Source organism: Arcticibacter sp. MXS-1 (assembly GCF_041902385.1).
Lineage (GTDB): Bacteria > Bacteroidota > Bacteroidia > Sphingobacteriales > Sphingobacteriaceae > Arcticibacter.
The window spans coordinates 97,143-116,818 of record NZ_CP169244.1; the positions used below are offsets into that span (position 1 = coordinate 97,143).

Sequence of the window (19,676 nt, forward strand, 5' to 3'; positions counted from 1 at the left end):
AAGCACATCGGCATAAAGAGAAAGTTAGGCCTTTGTTAAATTATTGCATCGATAGCACAGTCCTTTTATTCACTTAGCCATCTGCCGGGCAGAGACGGGAGCCGCTGCCACCGGTATCGACCGATGTACACTGTCCTGTCATAGCAGTGGCAGGCCCCATCTTTCAAAGCTCTTCAAAAGCGAAGAAAAGCGGCTCTGACCTGCCTTCCCTGAGACTGGTGCGGGACTGGTTCGAGACTTGTGTGCCTTCTGGTTTATCTTTCTATTATCGGGCATCGGCGGCGCTCCGAATTTTCTCCGGGTGGCATTGGAGCCGGATTGGAGCCTGATCGGAGAAAACTAAAAGAAAAGGTAGACAATTGCGAATCTGTCTGCCAGCATTCCCGAACAGGCCTCAGGCATGAGCGGCAGTAAGCAGGATTAAACATATCTTCTTCCGACTTTGAATAAATCCACCAGGAGGAGAAGGGAGGACTGTAAGCTGGAATAAACGTATCGTCCTACCCTGCCAAATCCGGACAATTGCAGACAAATCACGACAATTCCGGACACAACGCTTTGAAAATTAGGTTTCTGTCATTTTGCTCCCTACGTTTGTTTCGTCAGGCGGCATTAAGGATAAAAACGAACCGACCCAAACAGAACTTTAACGACTTAAATTTAATCAAAATGGGAGAACTTAGAAAAACCAGCAGCAAATCTGAATTCATCGGGCAGACCAACTTACTTTGGACCGGACGTGAATATTATTCTTTAGAGAACTGTGTGGTGAACGTACGACCAGGCGGCGCCTCAATAACATCAACAATAGTTGGCCTGTATGACGAGAAGATTTACCAGGTAGACTATCGGATTCAAACCAGTCAGAACTGGGAAACCCTTTCTTTAGAAATCAAATACCGGCAGAGTAACAAGATGCAAGTGATCCGGTTAGAAGGCGATGGAAAGGGTAGCTGGATGAAGAACGGTGAACAAGCAGACGAGTTTAAGGGCTGTATAGACGTGGATATTTCATTAACACCATTTACCAACACTTTGCCGATCAGCCGGCTCCCGATGCGCCAGCACGACTCACAAGACATTCATGTTCTATATTGTGACTTATTAGCCGGAGAGTTAAGACCGGTTTTTCAGAAATACACCCGTCTGTCAGAGACGGAATACCGTTACCAGAACATACCCAACGACTTTGGAGCAACTATCGAAGTCGATGAAGCAGGTTTTGTCGTTGATTACCCTCAATTGTTTGTCAGAACTGCAGCTTTTACTTTCCCAAGTGAATAAACAAGGATAGGTCTTTTGGCCGGCTTTTCCGTAACTTCCAGGTCTAAATACTGTTCAATTAAATCTGGTGACACGCCGGACTTAGGATAATAAAGCACCGTGAACTGCCTGCAGAAAAACGTCCTGAATGCAATAAGCAAAGGGCATTAATTCTCTCTGATTTTCCAAAATCCGAGACGCTGTCTCGGATTTTCAGCATTCCACTATTATAACTCAGATTGAGTTGCTCATAACTTGCCCATGCATAAGCGCGACAATCTTGCGAAACGTTATATTACAAAAACTATCGGTATTTATTCATTAATCCGGAACAGGGACAAAAGTTGTGGAGAGAAGAGTAAAAGTAAGATATTAGCGTGCAGAAATTAGATAGATGCACGAGTCGTTTAAAGCCCTACTTCCCTTGATTATCCCTGAAGGGGTATCCGATTATTTCCAGTTGACAGATCATAAAAAAGACACTACCGGGATTCATATTTACCTGGAAGAGATCAACTCCATTCCGGTAGAATATAAGACCAACAAGTTACTCTCCAAAGGCTTCTTTGATGAAGTGATTCTGCAGGACTTTCCCATACGGGGACAGGAAGTGTATTTGCATGTTAAGCGACGTAGATGGTGGAATCTGGACACAGGTAAGGTCGTTCACCGAGATTGGAATGTTGTAGCAATAGGAACGCGGATCACCAGTGATTTCGCCGCTTTTTTAAAAGCAATCAGTCGATACCCAGCCACATAGTCTGCAGACGATCGCCTCCTTTTACGGGATCAAAGGCAAGAAGCTGCAGCGCTATTATCGCGATCAACTCAGTGAATACAAGAATTGGGAGCACCGTACCGATGCCCGTAAAGGCTTGATCTTCCCACAGAACATCGGTCCTTATCTCTCTATAGATGAGACCAGTCTTTCCCAGGGTGAGCTCTATACGGTGGTCACCAATAAAGAAGCTAGAGGCAAAAAGGGCACTCTGGTTGCTATTATGGAAGGTACCCGTTCGGAGAACATCATTCCACTGCTTCAAAAGATCCCCCAAAGACTTCGTAATAAGGTCAGAGAGATCACCTTGGATCTGGCTGGTAACATGAGTTTGATCGCTAAAAAGTGCTTTCCTTTCGCCTCTCAGGTCATTGATCGCTTTCATGTGCAGCAGTTAGCCACAGAAGCGCTACAGGAAATACGGATCAAATACCGCTGGGAAGCCATTGATGCAGAGAATCAGGCTCTGGAAGAAGCCAAAGCAACTAAAACAAACTATTCACCTGAAATACTATCCAATGGCGATACCTTGAAGCAGTTACTGGCCAGAAGCCGCTATCTGCTCTACAAGGACCAACAAAACTGGAGTGCTGAACAGGCAGAGCGGGCTTCCTTGCTCTTTGAACGATATCCTTCCCTGGAAAAAGCTTATCAGCTAACCCGGGGCTTATCCTGGATATTCAGCAACACCAAAGATAAGCTCTACGCCTTTGCAAGACTGGCCCGGTGGAACGAGAAGGTGGAGCAATCCGGCTTTAAATTTTTTAATACCATTGCCAGAACCATCAATCTCCACCACAACAATATCTTGAACTACTTTGATAACCGAAGTACAAACGCTTCAGCCGAATCTTTCAATGCCAAAATTAAGGCTTTCAGAGCGCAGTACCGAGGGGTAGGAAATGTTAATTTTTTCCTCTTCAGACTCATGAAATTATTTGCTTAGTCCACAGATTTTGGTCCAGATCCATTAATCCCTTATAGGTCTTAAAAGGTATGGATTTAAACGGATAGTTATGAACTGTTTAAACGCAAAAAAGCCTCTAAACTATGATATTTAGAGGCTTTTGAATCCAGTCAGACTGGTTTTCGTCGGGGTGGCAGGATTCGAACCTACGACCTCCACATCCCAAATGTGGCGCGATACCGGGCTACGCTACACCCCGAACTTGTTTTCTCTCTGTATAAGAACTCCCCTGAAGGGACTGCAAAGATAGAAACTCTATTTTATTCGTCAAATATATTTTTTAAAAAATTCAGCAATCATCTTTTAACACCTGAAACTAAGTGAATTAGCCTTAAAAATATTTTTAAAGCGCGGCTGCTATGTGCTTTTTCCAATCAGGATACCGGTCTAAGACCTGTTGCGGTGCATATACATACCAGGCGTAGCCGTCCCTTCTCTCGCGCTCAACTTCTGCCAGGGAATACACCACCTTGCTATCCCGGTTGCAGAACATCGGACGGTGGGTCTTCAGTTCGTAGTAGCGAGTCCAGATGGGTGGAGCGGTTGAATCTGCTTTTACAACCCGATCAGAAACGGAATGACGGTATCTGGTGTCCATGGGTGGGGCGTCAACGCGGACTACCCGGGTATTATATATCTTAGACTTCTCGAACCACTGGACTGCATTTTCAACCGCTTTGATAACTTCGGCTGAGGGGTGCTCTATACTCATCAAAAACAGTACAATTCCCGCGCTCTCCCCATTTGATATGCAGGGCGGCTCAAACTTCCTTGCCCATGCAGGCGCAAGACTCTTTTCGTCATGCTGCTGACACCATGCGGTGGGCACTCCATCCTCGACAATCTGCGTCTTCAATACACAGTCCATACCTTTACGATACGCAACTTCCAGCTCCTTTCTTGCATTTCCTCTGACGAAGTCATAAACAGGATCACGATCTGTAACGTTCTTCAACACCCTCATAATTCCCTCAAAAGCTCCGTCATTATAGGTAATATGACGGCTATAGTTCGATTCCAGCGGGTAATACTGAGGCCAGCCGCCATTATCATATTGCGCCTTCACGATGAACCTGAAGCCTTTGAGAGCGCCCTCTTTAAATCGCTCATCACCCAGTTCCTGATATGCTTTTGCCAGATACTCCACCTGAGTGTAAGTGGTACCGTTGTCAAAAGTGGTATTGGTATGCCCTTTGCCGTTCAACACGGTATCCTTCTGCGCCGGAGTAAGGACAGCAAGCATATCGTAATTTTTAGGCCAGCCGCCGTTATTTTTTTGAAAGAGGAGGATGTTTTCTGCAATAGCCCGCACTTCAGAGGCCTTGTACCGAGGTTTACCTGGCAAGGGATTAATCATATTACCCGCATCTTTTATTCCGTACCAGTGGCCCGTATTATCATTAAAGACACTTACGTTGATAGCCATCCCTTCCTTCACGACGTTCCGGGTCTGCCCCTTTGAAGTATTGAAACAAAAAACAATTGTTAGCGCTGCAACCGATGCCCTTAACACACCTTGCAATCCTCTCTTTGCCGACTTATAGCTTGGTTTCATCTATTACTCATTAACGCACCCAAGATAATATTATTCCGACCAGAGAAAAGAATGATTTAAAGCACGCTTTTTCAAGTTCTTCTGCATGGAGAAATAAAATTGAGCTGACATCGTAATGAGACAACGATTGCTAGAAGGACAATTTGCACATGCGCGAAGAAAAATCGTCTCACCGAGCCCTGCTTAGTTATTAAAAAAGAAGTAAATTTAGCATCTAAACCTACATTTATGGGTCTCAAATTCGTTAATTCCCTGACTCTCCCCGTTCTGATAGTTCTTATCTTTTCTCGTTCAGGCTTCTGCCAGCCATCACTTGCTGGTTCCCCCATCCGTATTGATCAGCTAGAGACCCAAATAAAAAAGAGTATATCTTTAACTGAAACGAAGCGTCAGCTCGACCAGCTAAAGCGGGAAAGCCAAATCAATGGCAACTATGTATTATTGGCCAGATCTATCCGTGCTGGTATAACATTGCGTGATCGTCTAACCGAAGACTCTTTATACTTCCAGAACAGCGCCATACTGGATACACTGATAGCGAGCGAAAGAACAGACCAGCGCCTGAAGCCGCTTTTGCTCCTGCTTCGTGCACAACGCATTAGCGAGTTCAACAAGCGCAGGCTTACATTCAACTATGCCACCTACAGCACAAAAAAACTGGCATAAACTATGCACTGTTAAGCGGCAAGGAGCGAGACAGCGCGGCCAATGCCGATCTGGAATCAGCTCTCAGGCTGTCGACACCGCTCATAAACAAAGAGCACATACTATGGTTATCGTCTACTCCTGATATTTTCTTGTTTACACCAGCCCTCCCTGACATTGTATATTCCGAGAAGATAAACTTATTAGGCCCGCTTGGAATCAATAACATAAAACCAGAAAAGAGTCTTCCTGATCTGTTCGCCCTCCCGCCGCTGGACTTCCTTCACACACTCGTACGATCAGACAGTGTCTCCAAAAACAACAACGCGATTTTGCGCAGTTACCGGCGGTGGATCGCTTTTCACAAAGCAGAGCCGCATATTTCTTTTTTCATTGAATCACTACTCAGAAAGCAAATCTACCTGTCATCAGAACGTGATTCTGTCACAAAAAGACGGTATGTTGACTACCTGCAACAAAGTATTCAATCGCCCTACACCGAACTAAAAGCACATGCTGTGTATCAGCTCTGCCTGAGCTGGTATGAGGAGGGGAAAAAATACGCCAGTTCTGCCAATCGTTATATCTACCCTCCCCGACCGAACTTCCAGGCGCAGTATCAGTATTACCCGGCACAGGCAAGAGAATTGTATATCCGGCATAGATCTTTCATGTCCGCCTATCCACCACTCAGCAAGGTGCTTTTTCTGATGGATAGTTTAACCACTCTGAAGTCAGTGCAAGTTGAAATGGATAACGTCACTCCTCCAGGAAAAGAAATACCGATAAAGCTGCGGTACAAAAACGTCGATACATTGTATTACAGGCTTACTCCTGCTGGACTTACTCAGCCAAAGAAAACAAAATCAGAACACGACGCCCAACTTCTTGCTCTGTCCGTACTGGAGCAGGGATCCTTCGCACTTCCCCTCCCTCCGGACAACAACGAGCACGCCGTTTACCTTAAGCTGCCCGCCATGCACCAGGGAAAGTACAGACTCTTGTTTAGCGGAGCGCCCTTCGGATCTCAAAAGGCGTCCCTAAACGCCTTGTCCTTTCAGGTAAGTGGCATCGCAGCAGTCAACAGCGGAGATGAGGTATTTGTGTTAGATCGACAAAGTGGCTCGCCTGTGGCAAATGCAGAGATCCGGGCGTTTAAAAAAAGCGCCTGTACTGAAAGGAATACTTAAAAAAACAAGCAGTACGGGCAGGATCACGATCAGGAAACAACTAGCCGACAGCATCAGCATAATCTATAAAAACGACACGTTAGGCTATACGCCTTCTTTCAGCTACGATGGCTCAGAGGATGAAATATACAGCAAGGAAGAATATGACGATCTGAACGAGTTTTTTGACGAGCACCTCCGGATGGAGATCTTCTGCGATAGAGGTATTTACCGTCCCGGACAAAGCGTTCATTATAAAATCATTTTTATAACGAACGACCCTTCAACCGGCAAATCTATAATTTTTAACAGAAAAAATCTTGGAGGAGGGATCTTCAGCAACCGCGTTAAACAATGGCTGGAGAATGGCAACAACACCATTGTGCTTAAAGATCCTTCAGGCAGGAAGATCGACTCGGCCATTCTGTCAATCAATGATTTTGGCAGCTTTTCCGGCTCCTTTGAAATCCCTTTCAAAGCACTAACCGGGGAATGGCGGATAGACGGACATGCAGAGGTGAGCTACTACAACTCCGGATCCTTCAGAGTGGAAGAATATAAACCACCGACCATGGAAGTTCAGATGGAAAAACCGAAAAAGATACTGAGAGCGGGCAAACCATTCTCGGTGGCAATAAAACTTCGTTCACTCAGCGGCGCCCAGATAAACAATACCCCAGTCAAATACACGGTATCGAGAGCAGGGTATTATCCATCCTACTATCAAATGAATGAGCATCTCCCTTACAACACAAGAGTGGAATTATTGCATCATACCGGCTACACAGACAAAGATGGTATCCTTAAAATCCCAGTCAATGATTCAGCCCTCGTAAACGCCGAACTGAGCGACTCCATTGTCAGCACCTTCAGCTATTATATTGATGCTACTATAACCGACGCCACAGGGGAAAGTGTGGAATTACATGAATCCCTTACACTATCTACCAAACCAGTTAGCATTTATATCCCCGTGAACGAGGTGTATGAAAAGGGCTCCATTCCTGATCTGCCCGTCGCAACAACGGCGCAATTTGAAGGCCCTGTTGACCGGGACGTACAGATAAAGTTGTACCGGATAGAAAACAAATCCCGTTCTTTTAACAGGGAGCGATCGGTAGACCAGTGGTATTACGATAAATCGTCATGGAACCAGTGGTTTCCCGATAAGGCAGAACTTCCAACGGCAAAAGAAAAAAGTATTTAGTACTGGATACCGTTGTCAGCACGAGTACAGGAGATAAGTTTAGATTAAAAGAAAAGCACCTTGCCGGAGGTTGTTACCGTCTCATCGCCACGGTACAAGAAGGGCAACAGACGGAAGGACAATTGATCAGCGACTTTCTTGTCTACGAAAACAAGGCCGCTACTCTTCCGGAGGAGGAAGTCGATTATGTACCGTTTTACTCTTTAAAAAATGGAGAAACTATAAGCTGGCATATTTCGTCGCCAGCAGAGCAGTATGTGATTTATCACATACGTTACGCAGGAGAAAAAAGAAACAGGCTATTGAAAATGTATATCAGACGGCCAAAGAGAAAGCTGGTGTAAACCAATGGCGCTTTGTGATCCCAGCCGGAGCTAGCGGAGAGTTGGTAGTAACGCGATTATCCGTGAAGGCCAACCGGTTGGAGCGAAGAGAAAAAAGGATAAAAATAGACACACCACGACCGCCTATGGACATAGTCGTCGAACAATACCGGCAGATAATGCCTCCGGCATCAACAGAAACCTTTACCCTGTCAGTAAAGACTAAAAGTGAAAAAGTTGCGGCAGAGCTATTAACAACACTGTATGATGCTGCTCTCGATAAACTAACGGCGCACGCATGGCAGATTCCGGTCAGCGTTACCACAGGCAGCTATCTCGGAAGTTCGGGAAGTTATTCGATAACGAACCTGCTCTACGGTGGGAACATCAATGGAAGTGCATCATTACCTTACTTTTCCGAGGCTTACGATAGTACACTTGATCAATTCCTGTCGGGAAGGCTCTCTGGATTAAGCATTACCGAAGCAAGTGGGCTAAACGAAGTAGTTGTGGTCGGTTATGGAGTGCAAAAAATATCTGCTACCGCCGCAGGGATCAGTATCAGGGGACAAAATACACTGCAGGGTTACAGCCAACCTTTAGTAGTGCTGGACGGAAAGGTGTTCGAGAGAGAACTGAGTACTCTGGACCCGTCGGGCATTTCAGAAATCATGACGTTGAAGGGTGCCGAAGCCACTGCAATTTACGGTCAAAGGGGAGCAGAAGGGGTACTCATCATCAGCACAAAGGGCCCCATCGTGCTTCCATCCTTAGAAGTGGCGCCTGTGAAAGTGCGAAAAGACTTCAGAGAAACCGCATTTTTCTATCCGCAGCTAAGGAGTGACAAAGACGGCTATTACCGTTTCAGTTTCAGGATGCCTGAAAGCGCTACTGAATGGCATTGGAAGATACTGGCTCACACCAGCGGCGGAAATTTTGCCTATCTGGACAGGAAGTTGCAGACCCGGCTCAATTTAATGGTGCAATCAAATATACCGAGGCTTCTGTATCAGGGCGACCAGATCCGTCTTCAAAGCCGCATAAGTAACCTTGATTCGGCAATCACCTCAGGTAAGATAGCCTGCAGAATCGAGGACGCCATTACAGGAGAAGACCTAACGCCACTCATCGCGCCGGAAGCAGACGAGCCTTTCACTCTGAAGGGCAAGAGCACAGGCAGTGCAAGCTTCCTCTTGCGGATTCCAGCAACACAACTTAATCCACTCCGAGTGACTATTTCGGCAGCCGCCGGCGGTGTAGCTGATGCAGAGGAACATATCGTTCCAATCTTATCACCTAAAATTTTCGCGCGGAAAACTGAGCAGCTTGCCGTTAAAGAACCGTCTTCGGCTGCTATTAAGTCTCCCGCGCTTCCTGCAGGATCCTCTCCTTGTGGCGTAAGTATCTCGATCGAACAAAGTCCGCAGGCATCCTTGTTATATGCTCTTCCATGGCTGGCAAACTATTCATATGACTGTTCGGAGCAAATCTTCAATAAGCTGCGTGCACACGTAACCGCCTTAAATCTTATGAGGACCGATACTGGCGCGCAAGCGGCCTACAGAAGGGCAAAAAACGCATTAAGCAAGGAGGCAAGTCCTAAGTTGCCGCTGGCTGAAGCAAACCAGGAAGGCAGTCCATGGCTAGACTTATCAAACAAAACGACGAAGTTGCAGGAAGACCTGACCAGCACTCTCGATACAACAAAAGCCAAGAATGCAATCAGGAAGCATCTTGAACGCCTCTATCAGTCACAAAAAACGGACGGCGGACTTCCCTGGTTCGAGGGAGGAGCAAGCAATGCCTATATAACCGCCTACGTCCTCGCTGGCTTAGGCCAACTGAGACAACAGGGATGGTTAAGCGACGATCATCAGCGGCTAACACATTTCGTGGAGCGGCTCCTGCAATACACGCAGAATGAACTTGCAACACAAACCGAGTGGCAGCAGATATACAGTCTATATGCCGTGTCATACTGGTTGAATTCATACCATCCTTCCACAGCACAACGAATAACCATCGATCAGATTCTGAGTAAGGCCTGGAACGAGGCCGGGGAAAAAAGCCTGGGGGCTCAATCATTATTGATTATCAACTCTTTTAGATATTCAGGAAGCAATAACGAACTGCTAAAGGAGCGGGGCCGTAAGTTACTCGGAAGCATAAGGCAGCGTGCGATTGAAGACAACCTTTACGGTCTTCGATGGAAGGAGATATCAGACTCTGAGGTTATAGATCAGTCTGCAGAGGAAACAATGGCATTAATCGCAGAGGCGCTTGAAACGAGCGGGGATTATAACGACGAGCCGCGCAAGATGATCAAATGGCTCCTTAGCACGAAACAAAACGAGCATTGGCAGAGCACCAAAGCGACGGCCGCTGCTATCACTATGCTGAAGAAAGAGAACGCTCTCCCCTTTAGCAATACACGCAGCATGTCCTTAATAGTAGAAAATAAGCTTCTGGAGGTAAGCGACGATGTGATGAGCGGAGTACCTCTAGCCGCTACTCCATTGACGGAGTTACCTGAGATGGTAAGCTTAAAAACAAAAGGAGGAACATTAACAGGTGCAATCACCTGGTATTACATTGGTCGACCATCTGTTAGTGAAGCCACTGGAGGCCAGATCAAAATCCAAAAACAGCTTTCCAAAATAGACGACCAGCTACAGAGTCATCCTCTCGACTCTGCTACATGGCTAAAGCCAGGAGATCATGTTCGCATACGGCTGGTGATTGAAGCAAATTCAAGATTAAAATATGTGCATATTACAGACCCACGAGCCGCCGCTTTTGAACCCAAAGAGAATAGCAGTGGTTATAGACAGGGCAAGGGGTTTACGTATTACCAATCCGTTCGGGATACAGGAATAGACATCTTCGCGGAGACCCTTCCGCGAGGGGTATCGGAACTGACATACGATGTAGTAGTGGAGCAAGAGGGTACTTTTACAAGCGGCCCGACAGCCCTTGAATGCATGTATCGCCCGGCTATCACCGCCTACGGAAATGCCACAAAAATAAATGTGGCAAGCAAATAGGCAAGTAACGATTTACTTACCACATTTGTTACATGTCTCTCAGTTTAGGATCGGTCTGGGCCGCTTTCTGTTACCTTTAACCCAAAACAGTCGAAATCGAGACCTTCCCCGTAGCAAAAATCAGAACCTAGCAATGGAGGGGCCCGCTCCTGACCCCGCTCGGAGCTTTATCGTGAACGAGTCAGCACTCCTTTTGCAATCCCTTTTCACATCTTCGGCGCCTCTTGCAGAAGTGCCGAAGGATTATCGAAGCAGTGCCGAAGCAGATCTGGATACGGTCAGGACATTATCGGGAAAGCGCGGGTGTGGCTTTCCATTCGAATACCGATCTTTCCCGGTCAGGGTTCAGGCAGGTGATTAACGACAAAGCCCGCTTGAGGCGCAACTTCATTTTACTGGTAGCTTTTCCAACAAAGGCGCCTTGACTGATTTATCGTTCCAGATCCGATTTGCTGCTTCTTAAATATCTAAAGCAGCGGGAGCTTCGGGAACTGGTAAAAGAAGACACATCCTCGCTTACTCTGTTTGAAGCAGTCAGGTCATTATTGATCTCCTGTCAATTGCCGGACGCACAAAAAAAGCCGCTAAATTATACGATTTAGCGGCTTTTTTGGTTTTATTACTTTTCTTGCGGTGAGGGAGGGATTCGAACCCTCGGTACGGTTACCCGTACGACAGTTTAGCAAACTGTTCCTTTCGGCCTCTCAGGCACCTCACCCCCTTATTTCAGGGACTGCAAATATAGTAATTCAGCATTGCGTACAAAAAAATTTTAGTTTTTTCAGAACCTCACAGACTTCATTCTTCAGTCGGCAGACTGAGTCTTTTGAGCCCCAGCAAGTTACCCCGAAACCCCTGCCGCTCTAAATCTCATAATCGATCCGCACATGGTAAATGCTCATCAGCATGTTCTTGAAAATCGTTCTGATGTTTGCGATATCTTTCAGGGTGATGTTGCTATTATTCAGCTGCCCCTGCTCAAGCTTGTAGTCGATGATCCTGTCAACCAGGTTGCTGATGCTCTTGGCATCCGGCTCCTTCAGACTTCGCGACGCGGCCTCTACTGAATCTGCGAGCATCAGAACCCCGGTTTCTTTTGAAAAAGGGATTGGTCCGGGATATCTGAATATGTTTTCATCTACAAACTTCTCGGGAAAGTTCTTGAGAAAGGACTGATAAAAGTAGTCCATCCTGGTATTCCCATGGTGAGTTCTGATGAAGTCGATCACCATCTCGGGGAGCATATTCTTGCGGGCAATCTCTACCCCCTTCGTTACGTGGCGGATGATGATCTGTGCACTTGCCTCGTAAGACAGATTATCATGCGGATTGGCACCTTTATTCTGGTTCTCAATAAAATACTGTGGGTTCTCCATCTTGCCGATGTCGTGATAGAGCGCTCCGGCACGCACCAGAAGGGCATTTCCTCCCACGTTGAAGATCGCCGCCTCGGCCAGGTTTGCTACCTGCAGAGAGTGCTGAAATGTACCGGGCGCCTTGTAAGACAACTCGCGCAACAGCTTCGAATTGGTATTGGTGATCTCCATCAGGGTGACTTCTGAAGTGAGCCCAAACACACGCTCAAAAGCATAGATGAGCGGATAAGCCATGAGTGACAGCAGGACACTGAAGATGAAGGGCAGAAAGTTCTCCCATTCGATGCTCTCAACAGCTCCGTTATTACGGATCAGCGAGATCCCCAGATAAGACACAAAATAATTGCACAAGATGAGGATTGCCGACACGAGAAACTGTTCCCTCTTCACCAGGTTCTTAATGCTATAGATTGCAACCATCCCCGAGGTTACCTGCAGAAAAGCAAACTCAAAACTGTTAGGTACAAAGAAGCCTGCAACCAGCACCACCAGCAGGTGTATGTTTAAAGCAAGCCTTGTATCGAAAAGCACCCTGATAATAATTGGCACGATGCAATAGGGGATGTAATAGATATTTGGGATCTTGAGACTAATGGCCCAGCTCAGGACGACGAGCATCACAGTAATGACCACCAGGATAAGCGAAATTTTACGGTTATCGGCAAAGATATCTTTTCTGAAAAGCCGTAAGAAGATCATCAGCAAGGTAACAATTATTCCGCCCAGCAGCAGCTGTCCTAAAAAAATCGTCTTGCGGTTCCCGCCGAAGTTATTTTCATCCTCATAGGTTTTCCGCAGTGATTCGAGCTTTTGATAGATGTCCTGGGTGATAATGCTTCCGTTGGCAATGATGAGTTCTCCCTTTTGCACCATTCCTCGCGTAGGCGACAAATTCTTCAGCGCTTCCTGCTCCAGTTTGCTCGTAAGGCGTTCATCATAAATATAATTCTGCTGAACGTGGTCGTCGATCAGTTTGGTCAGCCAGGCCTTATTGCGGATCGCTGGTGATTGATCAACCTTGTCTTCTATGTATTTAATGGCACTTTCGAGGGTAAATACCACAGCTGTATTAACCTGCTGCGATCTGTTATTCGTGATCAGATTGAAATTATAATTCGAGTTAGCCTGCTGATACCTTTTACTATAAGCCATTATACCACGGCTATAAACCTCAGAAAGAAGCTTCTGCCCCGTCTCCCGGTACACCTCCTTAAGTTTATCCTCCTCGCTGGCAGACTCCCATCTTACGTCAAAATCTGCAGAAAAAGCCTGTACTTCATTTTCCGCCACTTCTGTATTGTTCTGGTAAACAGGGAACAAGGACTTATATATCTCTGCCTTATCACGCTCAATTTCATCGAAAGTCTTTTCTATAGCGAAACTATAAGGCGAAACCAGATCCTTATTCATCCAGACCTTCCCTTTTTCATACTCGTATTTAAAACGCGCGTGCTTCGGTAAAGACAGGGTCACGAGGAATACACACACCACCATCATCACATATTTCATTGACGAAGCATACCTGCGGTAGAGAACGAAGAAGTAATTTTTTTTCAGCTTAGCCACTACTTTCCTTAAAATGTTCAAAAATAACAAAATATGACACATTGGCTAATGACATGAGACACACTTTCCCTGAGGGTGACCCGCGACTGCTTTTCGATCAGTATGGCTGGCAACTGTCAATACCCGGATACTTAAACAAGATAGCTAACGTTATCAGAATGATAGCGCTGTTCAGGCTTGTCTTTCTGGGTAAATAGAATTATAATTGCGTGTGTTTTGAAAATGAGAAGATGCTGTTTCTTTCTGGCTGTGACCTTACTGACCGGCTTATATAGCCTGGGACAGTCCTCTACTCCCAAGCGGCTGGAAACCCTTGCCCAATATCAGGATAGTTTAAAGGTTCTCGGCTTTAACATCGTAAATAATCCAAGTGAGCCCGAACGCTATAATGCGAGCTATACGTTTATTAAAACGCTGATCGGGGCGTTAAGAATGCCCAACTCCTTTAACTACCCGTTCGACTCCTTAAAAACTATAACCATCCAGAAATCGCCTGACCATCGCTTTCGCATATTTTCATGGCACGTCATGAATAACGATGGCAGCTATCGCTACTACGGCACCATACAAATGAACGCACCAGCGGGCAAACTTCAGATGTTTCCTCTGGTTGATCACACAGCAGACATAAAAAAACCTCAGGACACAGTACTCACAAATGACAGATGGTACGGAGCCCAGTACTATCGGATTATCCCTGTTACGTATAATGTCAAAGTACCTTATTACATCCTGCTGGGGTGGAAGGGCAACACGGTAAAGTCGACAAAAAAGGTAATTGACATTCTATACTTCAAAGACAATAAGGCCTGCTTCGGCATGCCTCTTTTTGACGGCAATAAAGACTGGCAAGGCAAACAGCGCGTCGTATTCGAATACAGCAGACAGGCATCGATGATGCTTAACTATCTTCCAAAAGAAGAAATGATCGTATTTGATCACCTGGCCGCTCCCGATCCTGCCATGCAGTCGAACCAGGAGGCCTGGGGACCGGACTTGTCGTACGATGGCCTTAAGCTCGACCGTGGACGACTAAAATTCAGGGACAACATCGTATTAAAAAATTCGCCTTCGGCTTCTGACGATCTTTATATAGATCCGAAAAAGCCGCAAAAGGAAACGATTAACCGAATGAAGGAATCGCAACAATAAATATTTAAAACAAAATTCCCATATTTGGCAACTTTCCGGAATTAAATGCTAATTTTTAGTCACACACACTAACAGTACACTCTTCATCCCCCTCATGAGGCAAATACTACTTTTATTTCTTATCACCAGCAGTGTTTTTGCTCGAAGCCGCAAAGAAATAACGCTGGAAGATATCTTCAAACAGGGAAAGTTCGCCCAGCGCGTGGTGTATGGGCTGAACTCGATGAAAGATGGCAAGGGGTACGCCTCGGTGGAAAGCGGGAATACCTCCATACACCTCTACTCAAAGCTTACAGACTTCATCTTAAAAAACTTATAAAACAGGCTGAAAACTAAAAAAGAATAATTATAGAATATGGATACCATTAATATTGCTGAGACCCCCGCTCCAACAAAAGGACACCCGAAGGGTCTCTACGTGTTGTTCACGACCGAAATGTGGGAGAGGTTTAACTTCTATGGGATGAGAGCCCTCCTGACGCTCTTCCTTGTCAATGCCCTGGCTTTCAGAGAAGCTGAAGCATCGGTGATCTATGGCGGGTTCCTGGGCTTATGCTATCTCACCCCCATGCTCGGTGGCTTTATCTCCGACAGGTTTTTAGGCAACAGGAACTGTATCCTCCTCGGAGGGGTAACGATGGGCATCGGACAGCTCTTCCTTTTCTTCAGTGCGAGCACTTACGATTCTAACTTCCAGATGTCAACGTACGCTATGTATGCAGCCCTTGGCGTTATCATCATCGGAAACGGGTTCTTTAAACCTAATATTTCTTCCATGGTGGGCCAGCTATATCCCAAGGGGGATACGCGCCTGGATGCTGCGTTTACCATATTCTACATGGGTATCAATGTGGGCGCTTTCCTTGGAATGTACATTTGTCCGCTTGTTGGAGACGTAGTACTGGAAAACGGTACGCGTGTAGTAGCGGCGTTTAAGTGGGGATTCCTTTCTGCCTCCATGGCCATGTTCCTCGGCTCCATCTTGTTTTATATTCTTAAAAACAAATATATTGTTACTCCTGAAGGCCAGCCTGTAGGAGGCAAACCAGCACTCGATATTACCAAAGGAGCGGAAGAAGTACAGGAAGCCAGCTTCTCTCAGGCGTCTAAATACGGAGCCTTTGTTGCCTTTGCTGCTTTGGTGTTCATATTCCGGTTCGTGGTTGATCAGAACTGGATTTATTCCTTTATATACGCCAGCGGACTAACTCTGGCTGGCTTTATTATTACCGACAAATCACTAAGTGCTGTAGAACGCGACCGGATCCTCGTGATTTACATCCTCGGCTTTTTCGTTATGTTCTTTTGGGCATGCTTTGAGCAAGCAGGATCGTCACTCACCTTTATTGCCGACAACCAGACCGACAGAAGGCTATTTGGATGGAATATGCCCCCAAGCTTTGTGCAGAACGCAAATTCCTTGTTCATCATGATTTTTGCATTCCCCTTCAGCTGGCTCTGGTTAGGACTGCAAAAGAAAAATCTTGAACCTATTTCTCCTGTCAAACAGTCCATCGGCTTGCTATTACTCTCCATTGGATTCCTAATTATTGCATTTCAGGTTAAAGGCCTTGGAACAACGGAGAAACTTGGCGTGATCTGGTTAATCGTAATGTACCTATTCCATACGCTCGGCGAGCTTTGCTTATCCCCTATCGGGCTGTCGCTGGTATCGAAACTGGCGCCGTCACGATTCTCATCGCTTCTGATGGGAGTATGGTTCCTTGCTAATGCTGCGGGCTATGCCCTGGCAGGAACGCTGGGAGCATCTATCCCTCCTACGGGCGAGAAATTTACTGCTGCTTCTGCTGCTGGTATCGACCTCCAGGCGGTACTCAATAAGACTATTACGCCTACCGCAGCTCAACTGGCAAAGCTGCAGGAGTTGAGGATTCCGACCGAGTACCCTGCATTTGCTGGCTTTACCATCCATAATCTTTACGAGTTTTTCCTCGTATTTGTAATACTTCCGGGAGTTGCTGCGATTCTGCTTTTCCTTCTGTCAGGAAAACTTAAAAAAATGATGCACGGCATCCGCTAATCCAGTAACTTCGCACATTATATCAAATTCGTGTTATCAGATAGTTTAGTCATAATTCCTACCTATAATGAAAGGGAGAACATAGAGAACATCATCAGGGCTGTGTTCTCCCTTCCTCAAGTCTTTCATGTTCTGATCATAGACGACGGTTCACCCGATGGAACGGCTGCTATCGTTAAAAATCTTCAGGGTGAGTTTACCGGTAAGCTTTTCATTGAAGAGCGGAAAGGCAAGCTCGGATTAGGCACAGCCTACATTCACGGCTTCAAGTGGGCGCTCAAACGAGGATATGAGTTTGTATTTGAAATGGATGCCGACTTTTCTCATAATCCGGCTGACCTGATGAAACTTTACGCCGCCTGCAACGAGGGAGCTGATGTAGCCATTGGGTCGAGATATGTAACCGGAGTAAATGTAGTGAACTGGCCGATGAGCAGGGTGCTCATGTCTTACTTCGCCTCGGTTTACGTACGTTTCGTCACTGGCATGAACATTCACGATACTACGGCGGGATTCAAGTGCTACCGGCGTCAGGTGCTCGAGACGATCGACTTTTCAAAGATCAGATTCGTGGGATATGCCTTTCAGATCGAAATGAAATTTACAGCAATCAGGCATGGCTTTAAGGTTGTAGAAGTGCCGATCATCTTTATCAACCGCGAGCAGGGCACGTCAAAGATGAGTACCAACATTTTCAGGGAAGCTTTTGTTGGCGTGATCCAGATTAAGATGAACAGTTGGTTCAGAAAATATCGTCAGAAAGCGGATTTGCCCCTAACTGCAAAGAAAACAGGCACAGAGGTTTAGCTTAGCATGTACATAATAAAAAAGCAGCGTCTTCACGCTGCTTTTTTATTATGTATTCTATTTTATCTGGTTATACCGTCTTTCAACCTCCGGCCAGTTTACGACCGTCCACCATGCGGAGATATAGTCAGGCCGCTTGTTCTGATACTTCAGATAGTAGGCGTGTTCCCAAACGTCGAGGGCCAGGATCGGCGTGCCCTTCTCCTTTACAACATCCATCAGCGGGTTGTCCTGATTAGGAGTGGTAGTGATCTTCAACTTACCTTTCTGAACAATCAGCCAGGCCCATCCTGAACCAAAGCGCTTGGCGGCGGAATCAGCAAAGGCGGCTTTAAACTTATCAAGAGAACCAAACTGTGCATCGATCACCTTTAGAAATGCGGCAGAAGGAGCCTGTGCTTTCGGCGCCATGATCTGCCAGAAGAGGCTGTGGTTATAATGTCCGCCAGCATTATTTCGTACTGCAGGTGAAGCTTTAGACACCGCTGCCAGGATTTGAGCAAGGGTTTGCTTTTCCTGCGCAGTTCCCTTAACCGCGTCGTTAAGATTTTTTACATATGCAGCATGATGCTTATCGTGGTGGATCTGCATCGTCTCCTTATCGATTGCGGGCTCAAGGGCATCAAAGGCATAAGGCAAATCAGGGACGGTAAACTGAGCTTTAACTGATGGTGCAAGCAGGGTAACAAAGAGTCCTGCAAGGATTATACTTCTAAACTTCATAATTAATAGATATATTGATTTATGTATTGAATTCCGTTTCTCTTCATAAAATACCAGTCGCTCCCTACTCGTATCTCATGTATATAAACCTGCGATCCCCAAACAGGTTTGCTTTATTTCTATTTCATGACGTCTTCCGACCGCTATGCTTAGTACGGCTCAACGTGAATAAGCGCGTCCTTAATCCTGCCGTCGTCCTTCATCAGCTTATCCTTTACCTTATGCGCTATATTATGTCCTTCCGTTACCGACAAGTCTCCGTTCACCAGGATATGAAGATCGACAAAATAGTCGAAACCCATCTTCCTTACATAACATTTCTCTACCTCCTTCACTTCAGGAACACTCACTGCCGATGCCTTTATACGCTCTCCAATATCGCTTGAGGGAGCGCTGTCCATAATTTCATTGAATGCCGGGCGCAAGATCTTGAATGCGTTGAACACGATCAGGCAGGCAGCTATGAGAGCCGCCCAGTCATCGGCTCCTTCATATCCCTTGCCTGCCCAAATGGCAATTGAGATGCCCACAAATGCCGCGAGAGAGGTTATCGCGTCACTTCTATGATGATAAGCATCAGCAATTACAGCCTGGCTTCCGAGAGACTTTCCTACGCTGATGACGTATCGGAACAACAGTTCCTTTACCGCAATAACGACAAGCAGCACAAGGAGCGTAAACTTCCTGGGCAGAGTGTGCGGAGTAAGGATAAAGTGGACAGCATTGTAGGCGATCCAGACTGCAGCCCCTAAAAGGAAGAGGGATATAACAATAGCTGCCAGAGGCTCTGCTTTGCCGTGGCCATACGGATGCCCTTTATCTGCCGGTTTGAGCGAATAACGCAGTCCGAGCCACAAGAGGGCCGAACTTAAGATGTCGGCACCGGTTTCAGTCGCATCTGCGATCAGCGCGTATGAATGCCCCAGGTTACCCGCCACTGCTTTCACAAAGACAAGTACTATGCTGACCGCGATTCCGATTTGTGTTGTTCTGATCGCCCGCGCCGATGGATGCTGCCCCAAATCCGTCATTCCTGCAAAATTTTAACAAAAATAAAGTA

General features: G+C 46.2%; 16 protein-coding genes and 2 tRNA genes. 12 read left to right on the forward strand and 6 right to left on the reverse strand.

Annotated elements, in window-relative coordinates:
- Positions 1 to 669 precede the first annotated feature (669 nt).
- From ACES2C_RS00315 to ACES2C_RS00325, 3 genes are all read left to right on the forward strand, one after another.
- Complete coding sequence (locus ACES2C_RS00315) at positions 670 to 1,284, forward strand: putative glycolipid-binding domain-containing protein (RefSeq protein WP_374165054.1); 615 nt, start codon at positions 670 to 672, stop codon at positions 1,282 to 1,284.
- Positions 1,285 to 1,657: 373 nt separating this feature from the next.
- Positions 1,658 to 2,023 (forward strand): transposase, encoded by a 366-nt coding sequence (locus ACES2C_RS00320; protein ID WP_374163170.1) that lies wholly within the window; start codon positions 1,658 to 1,660, stop codon positions 2,021 to 2,023.
- A gap of 115 nt (positions 2,024 to 2,138) precedes the next feature.
- Entirely contained in the window at positions 2,139 to 2,987 is an 849-nt protein-coding gene (locus ACES2C_RS00325; protein WP_374165055.1) for a transposase, read from the forward strand.
- Between the two features lie 146 nt (positions 2,988 to 3,133).
- Here ACES2C_RS00325 and ACES2C_RS00330 read toward each other — a convergent pair.
- Positions 3,134 to 3,207 (reverse strand) — tRNA-Pro (locus tag ACES2C_RS00330).
- A 144-nt stretch (positions 3,208 to 3,351) separates the two neighbouring features.
- On the reverse strand, positions 3,352 to 4,563 hold the full coding sequence (gene pelA, locus ACES2C_RS00335) for a pectate lyase (protein WP_374165056.1): 1,212 nt from the start codon (positions 4,561 to 4,563) through the stop codon (positions 3,352 to 3,354).
- A gap of 228 nt (positions 4,564 to 4,791) precedes the next feature.
- Between pelA and ACES2C_RS00340 the strand changes: the two genes are divergently transcribed.
- From ACES2C_RS00340 to ACES2C_RS00355, 4 genes are all read left to right on the forward strand, one after another.
- Entirely contained in the window at positions 4,792 to 5,229 is a 438-nt protein-coding gene (locus ACES2C_RS00340; RefSeq protein WP_374165057.1) for a hypothetical protein, read from the forward strand.
- Positions 5,230 to 5,540: 311 nt separating this feature from the next.
- The gene (locus ACES2C_RS00345) at positions 5,541 to 6,398 is read left to right on the forward strand and encodes a hypothetical protein (protein ID WP_374165058.1); all 858 of its coding nucleotides are present in this window, start codon (positions 5,541 to 5,543) and stop codon (positions 6,396 to 6,398) included.
- Entirely contained in the window at positions 6,346 to 7,584 is a 1,239-nt protein-coding gene (locus tag ACES2C_RS00350) for an MG2 domain-containing protein (RefSeq protein ID WP_374165059.1), read from the forward strand. The genes ACES2C_RS00345 and ACES2C_RS00350 overlap by 53 nt, the downstream gene beginning before the upstream one ends.
- 469 nt (positions 7,585 to 8,053) lie before the next feature.
- Entirely contained in the window at positions 8,054 to 10,951 is a 2,898-nt protein-coding gene (locus ACES2C_RS00355; protein ID WP_374165060.1) for an alpha-2-macroglobulin family protein, read from the forward strand.
- 631 nt (positions 10,952 to 11,582) lie between these two features.
- Here the strand turns inward: ACES2C_RS00355 and ACES2C_RS00360 are convergent.
- A tRNA-Ser gene (locus ACES2C_RS00360) sits at positions 11,583 to 11,669 on the reverse strand.
- Between the two features lie 145 nt (positions 11,670 to 11,814).
- On the reverse strand, positions 11,815 to 13,893 hold the full coding sequence (locus tag ACES2C_RS00365) for an HD family phosphohydrolase (protein WP_374165061.1): 2,079 nt from the start codon (positions 13,891 to 13,893) through the stop codon (positions 11,815 to 11,817).
- Between the two features lie 53 nt (positions 13,894 to 13,946).
- Here ACES2C_RS00365 and ACES2C_RS00370 point away from each other — a divergent pair, with 53 nt between their 5' ends.
- The 5 genes from ACES2C_RS00370 to ACES2C_RS00390 all read left to right on the forward strand — a co-directional run bounded on the left by ACES2C_RS00370 (position 13,947) and on the right by ACES2C_RS00390 (position 17,893).
- Positions 13,947 to 14,090, forward strand: coding sequence for a hypothetical protein (locus ACES2C_RS00370; protein ID WP_374165062.1), 144 nt, complete (start codon positions 13,947 to 13,949; stop codon positions 14,088 to 14,090).
- Positions 14,091 to 14,115: 25 nt separating this feature from the next.
- Positions 14,116 to 15,045, forward strand: coding sequence for a hypothetical protein (locus ACES2C_RS00375; RefSeq protein WP_374165063.1), 930 nt, complete (start codon positions 14,116 to 14,118; stop codon positions 15,043 to 15,045).
- Positions 15,046 to 15,139: 94 nt separating this feature from the next.
- The gene (locus ACES2C_RS00380) at positions 15,140 to 15,364 is read left to right on the forward strand and encodes a hypothetical protein (protein WP_374165064.1); all 225 of its coding nucleotides are present in this window, start codon (positions 15,140 to 15,142) and stop codon (positions 15,362 to 15,364) included.
- 36 nt (positions 15,365 to 15,400) lie between these two features.
- The gene (locus ACES2C_RS00385; RefSeq protein ID WP_374165065.1) at positions 15,401 to 17,086 is read left to right on the forward strand and encodes a peptide MFS transporter; all 1,686 of its coding nucleotides are present in this window, start codon (positions 15,401 to 15,403) and stop codon (positions 17,084 to 17,086) included.
- Between the two features lie 30 nt (positions 17,087 to 17,116).
- Complete coding sequence (locus ACES2C_RS00390; protein WP_374165066.1) at positions 17,117 to 17,893, forward strand: polyprenol monophosphomannose synthase; 777 nt, start codon at positions 17,117 to 17,119, stop codon at positions 17,891 to 17,893.
- A 57-nt stretch (positions 17,894 to 17,950) separates the two neighbouring features.
- On the opposite strand, the gene ACES2C_RS00395 is transcribed toward ACES2C_RS00390, so the two are convergent.
- Positions 17,951 to 18,616 carry a superoxide dismutase gene (locus ACES2C_RS00395; RefSeq protein ID WP_374165067.1) on the reverse strand — a complete coding sequence of 222 codons (666 nt, stop codon included), beginning with the start codon at positions 18,614 to 18,616 and terminating at the stop codon, positions 17,951 to 17,953.
- Between the two features lie 149 nt (positions 18,617 to 18,765).
- Entirely contained in the window at positions 18,766 to 19,647 is an 882-nt protein-coding gene (locus ACES2C_RS00400; RefSeq protein WP_374165068.1) for a cation diffusion facilitator family transporter, read from the reverse strand.
- Positions 19,648 to 19,676: the final 29 nt, after the last annotated feature.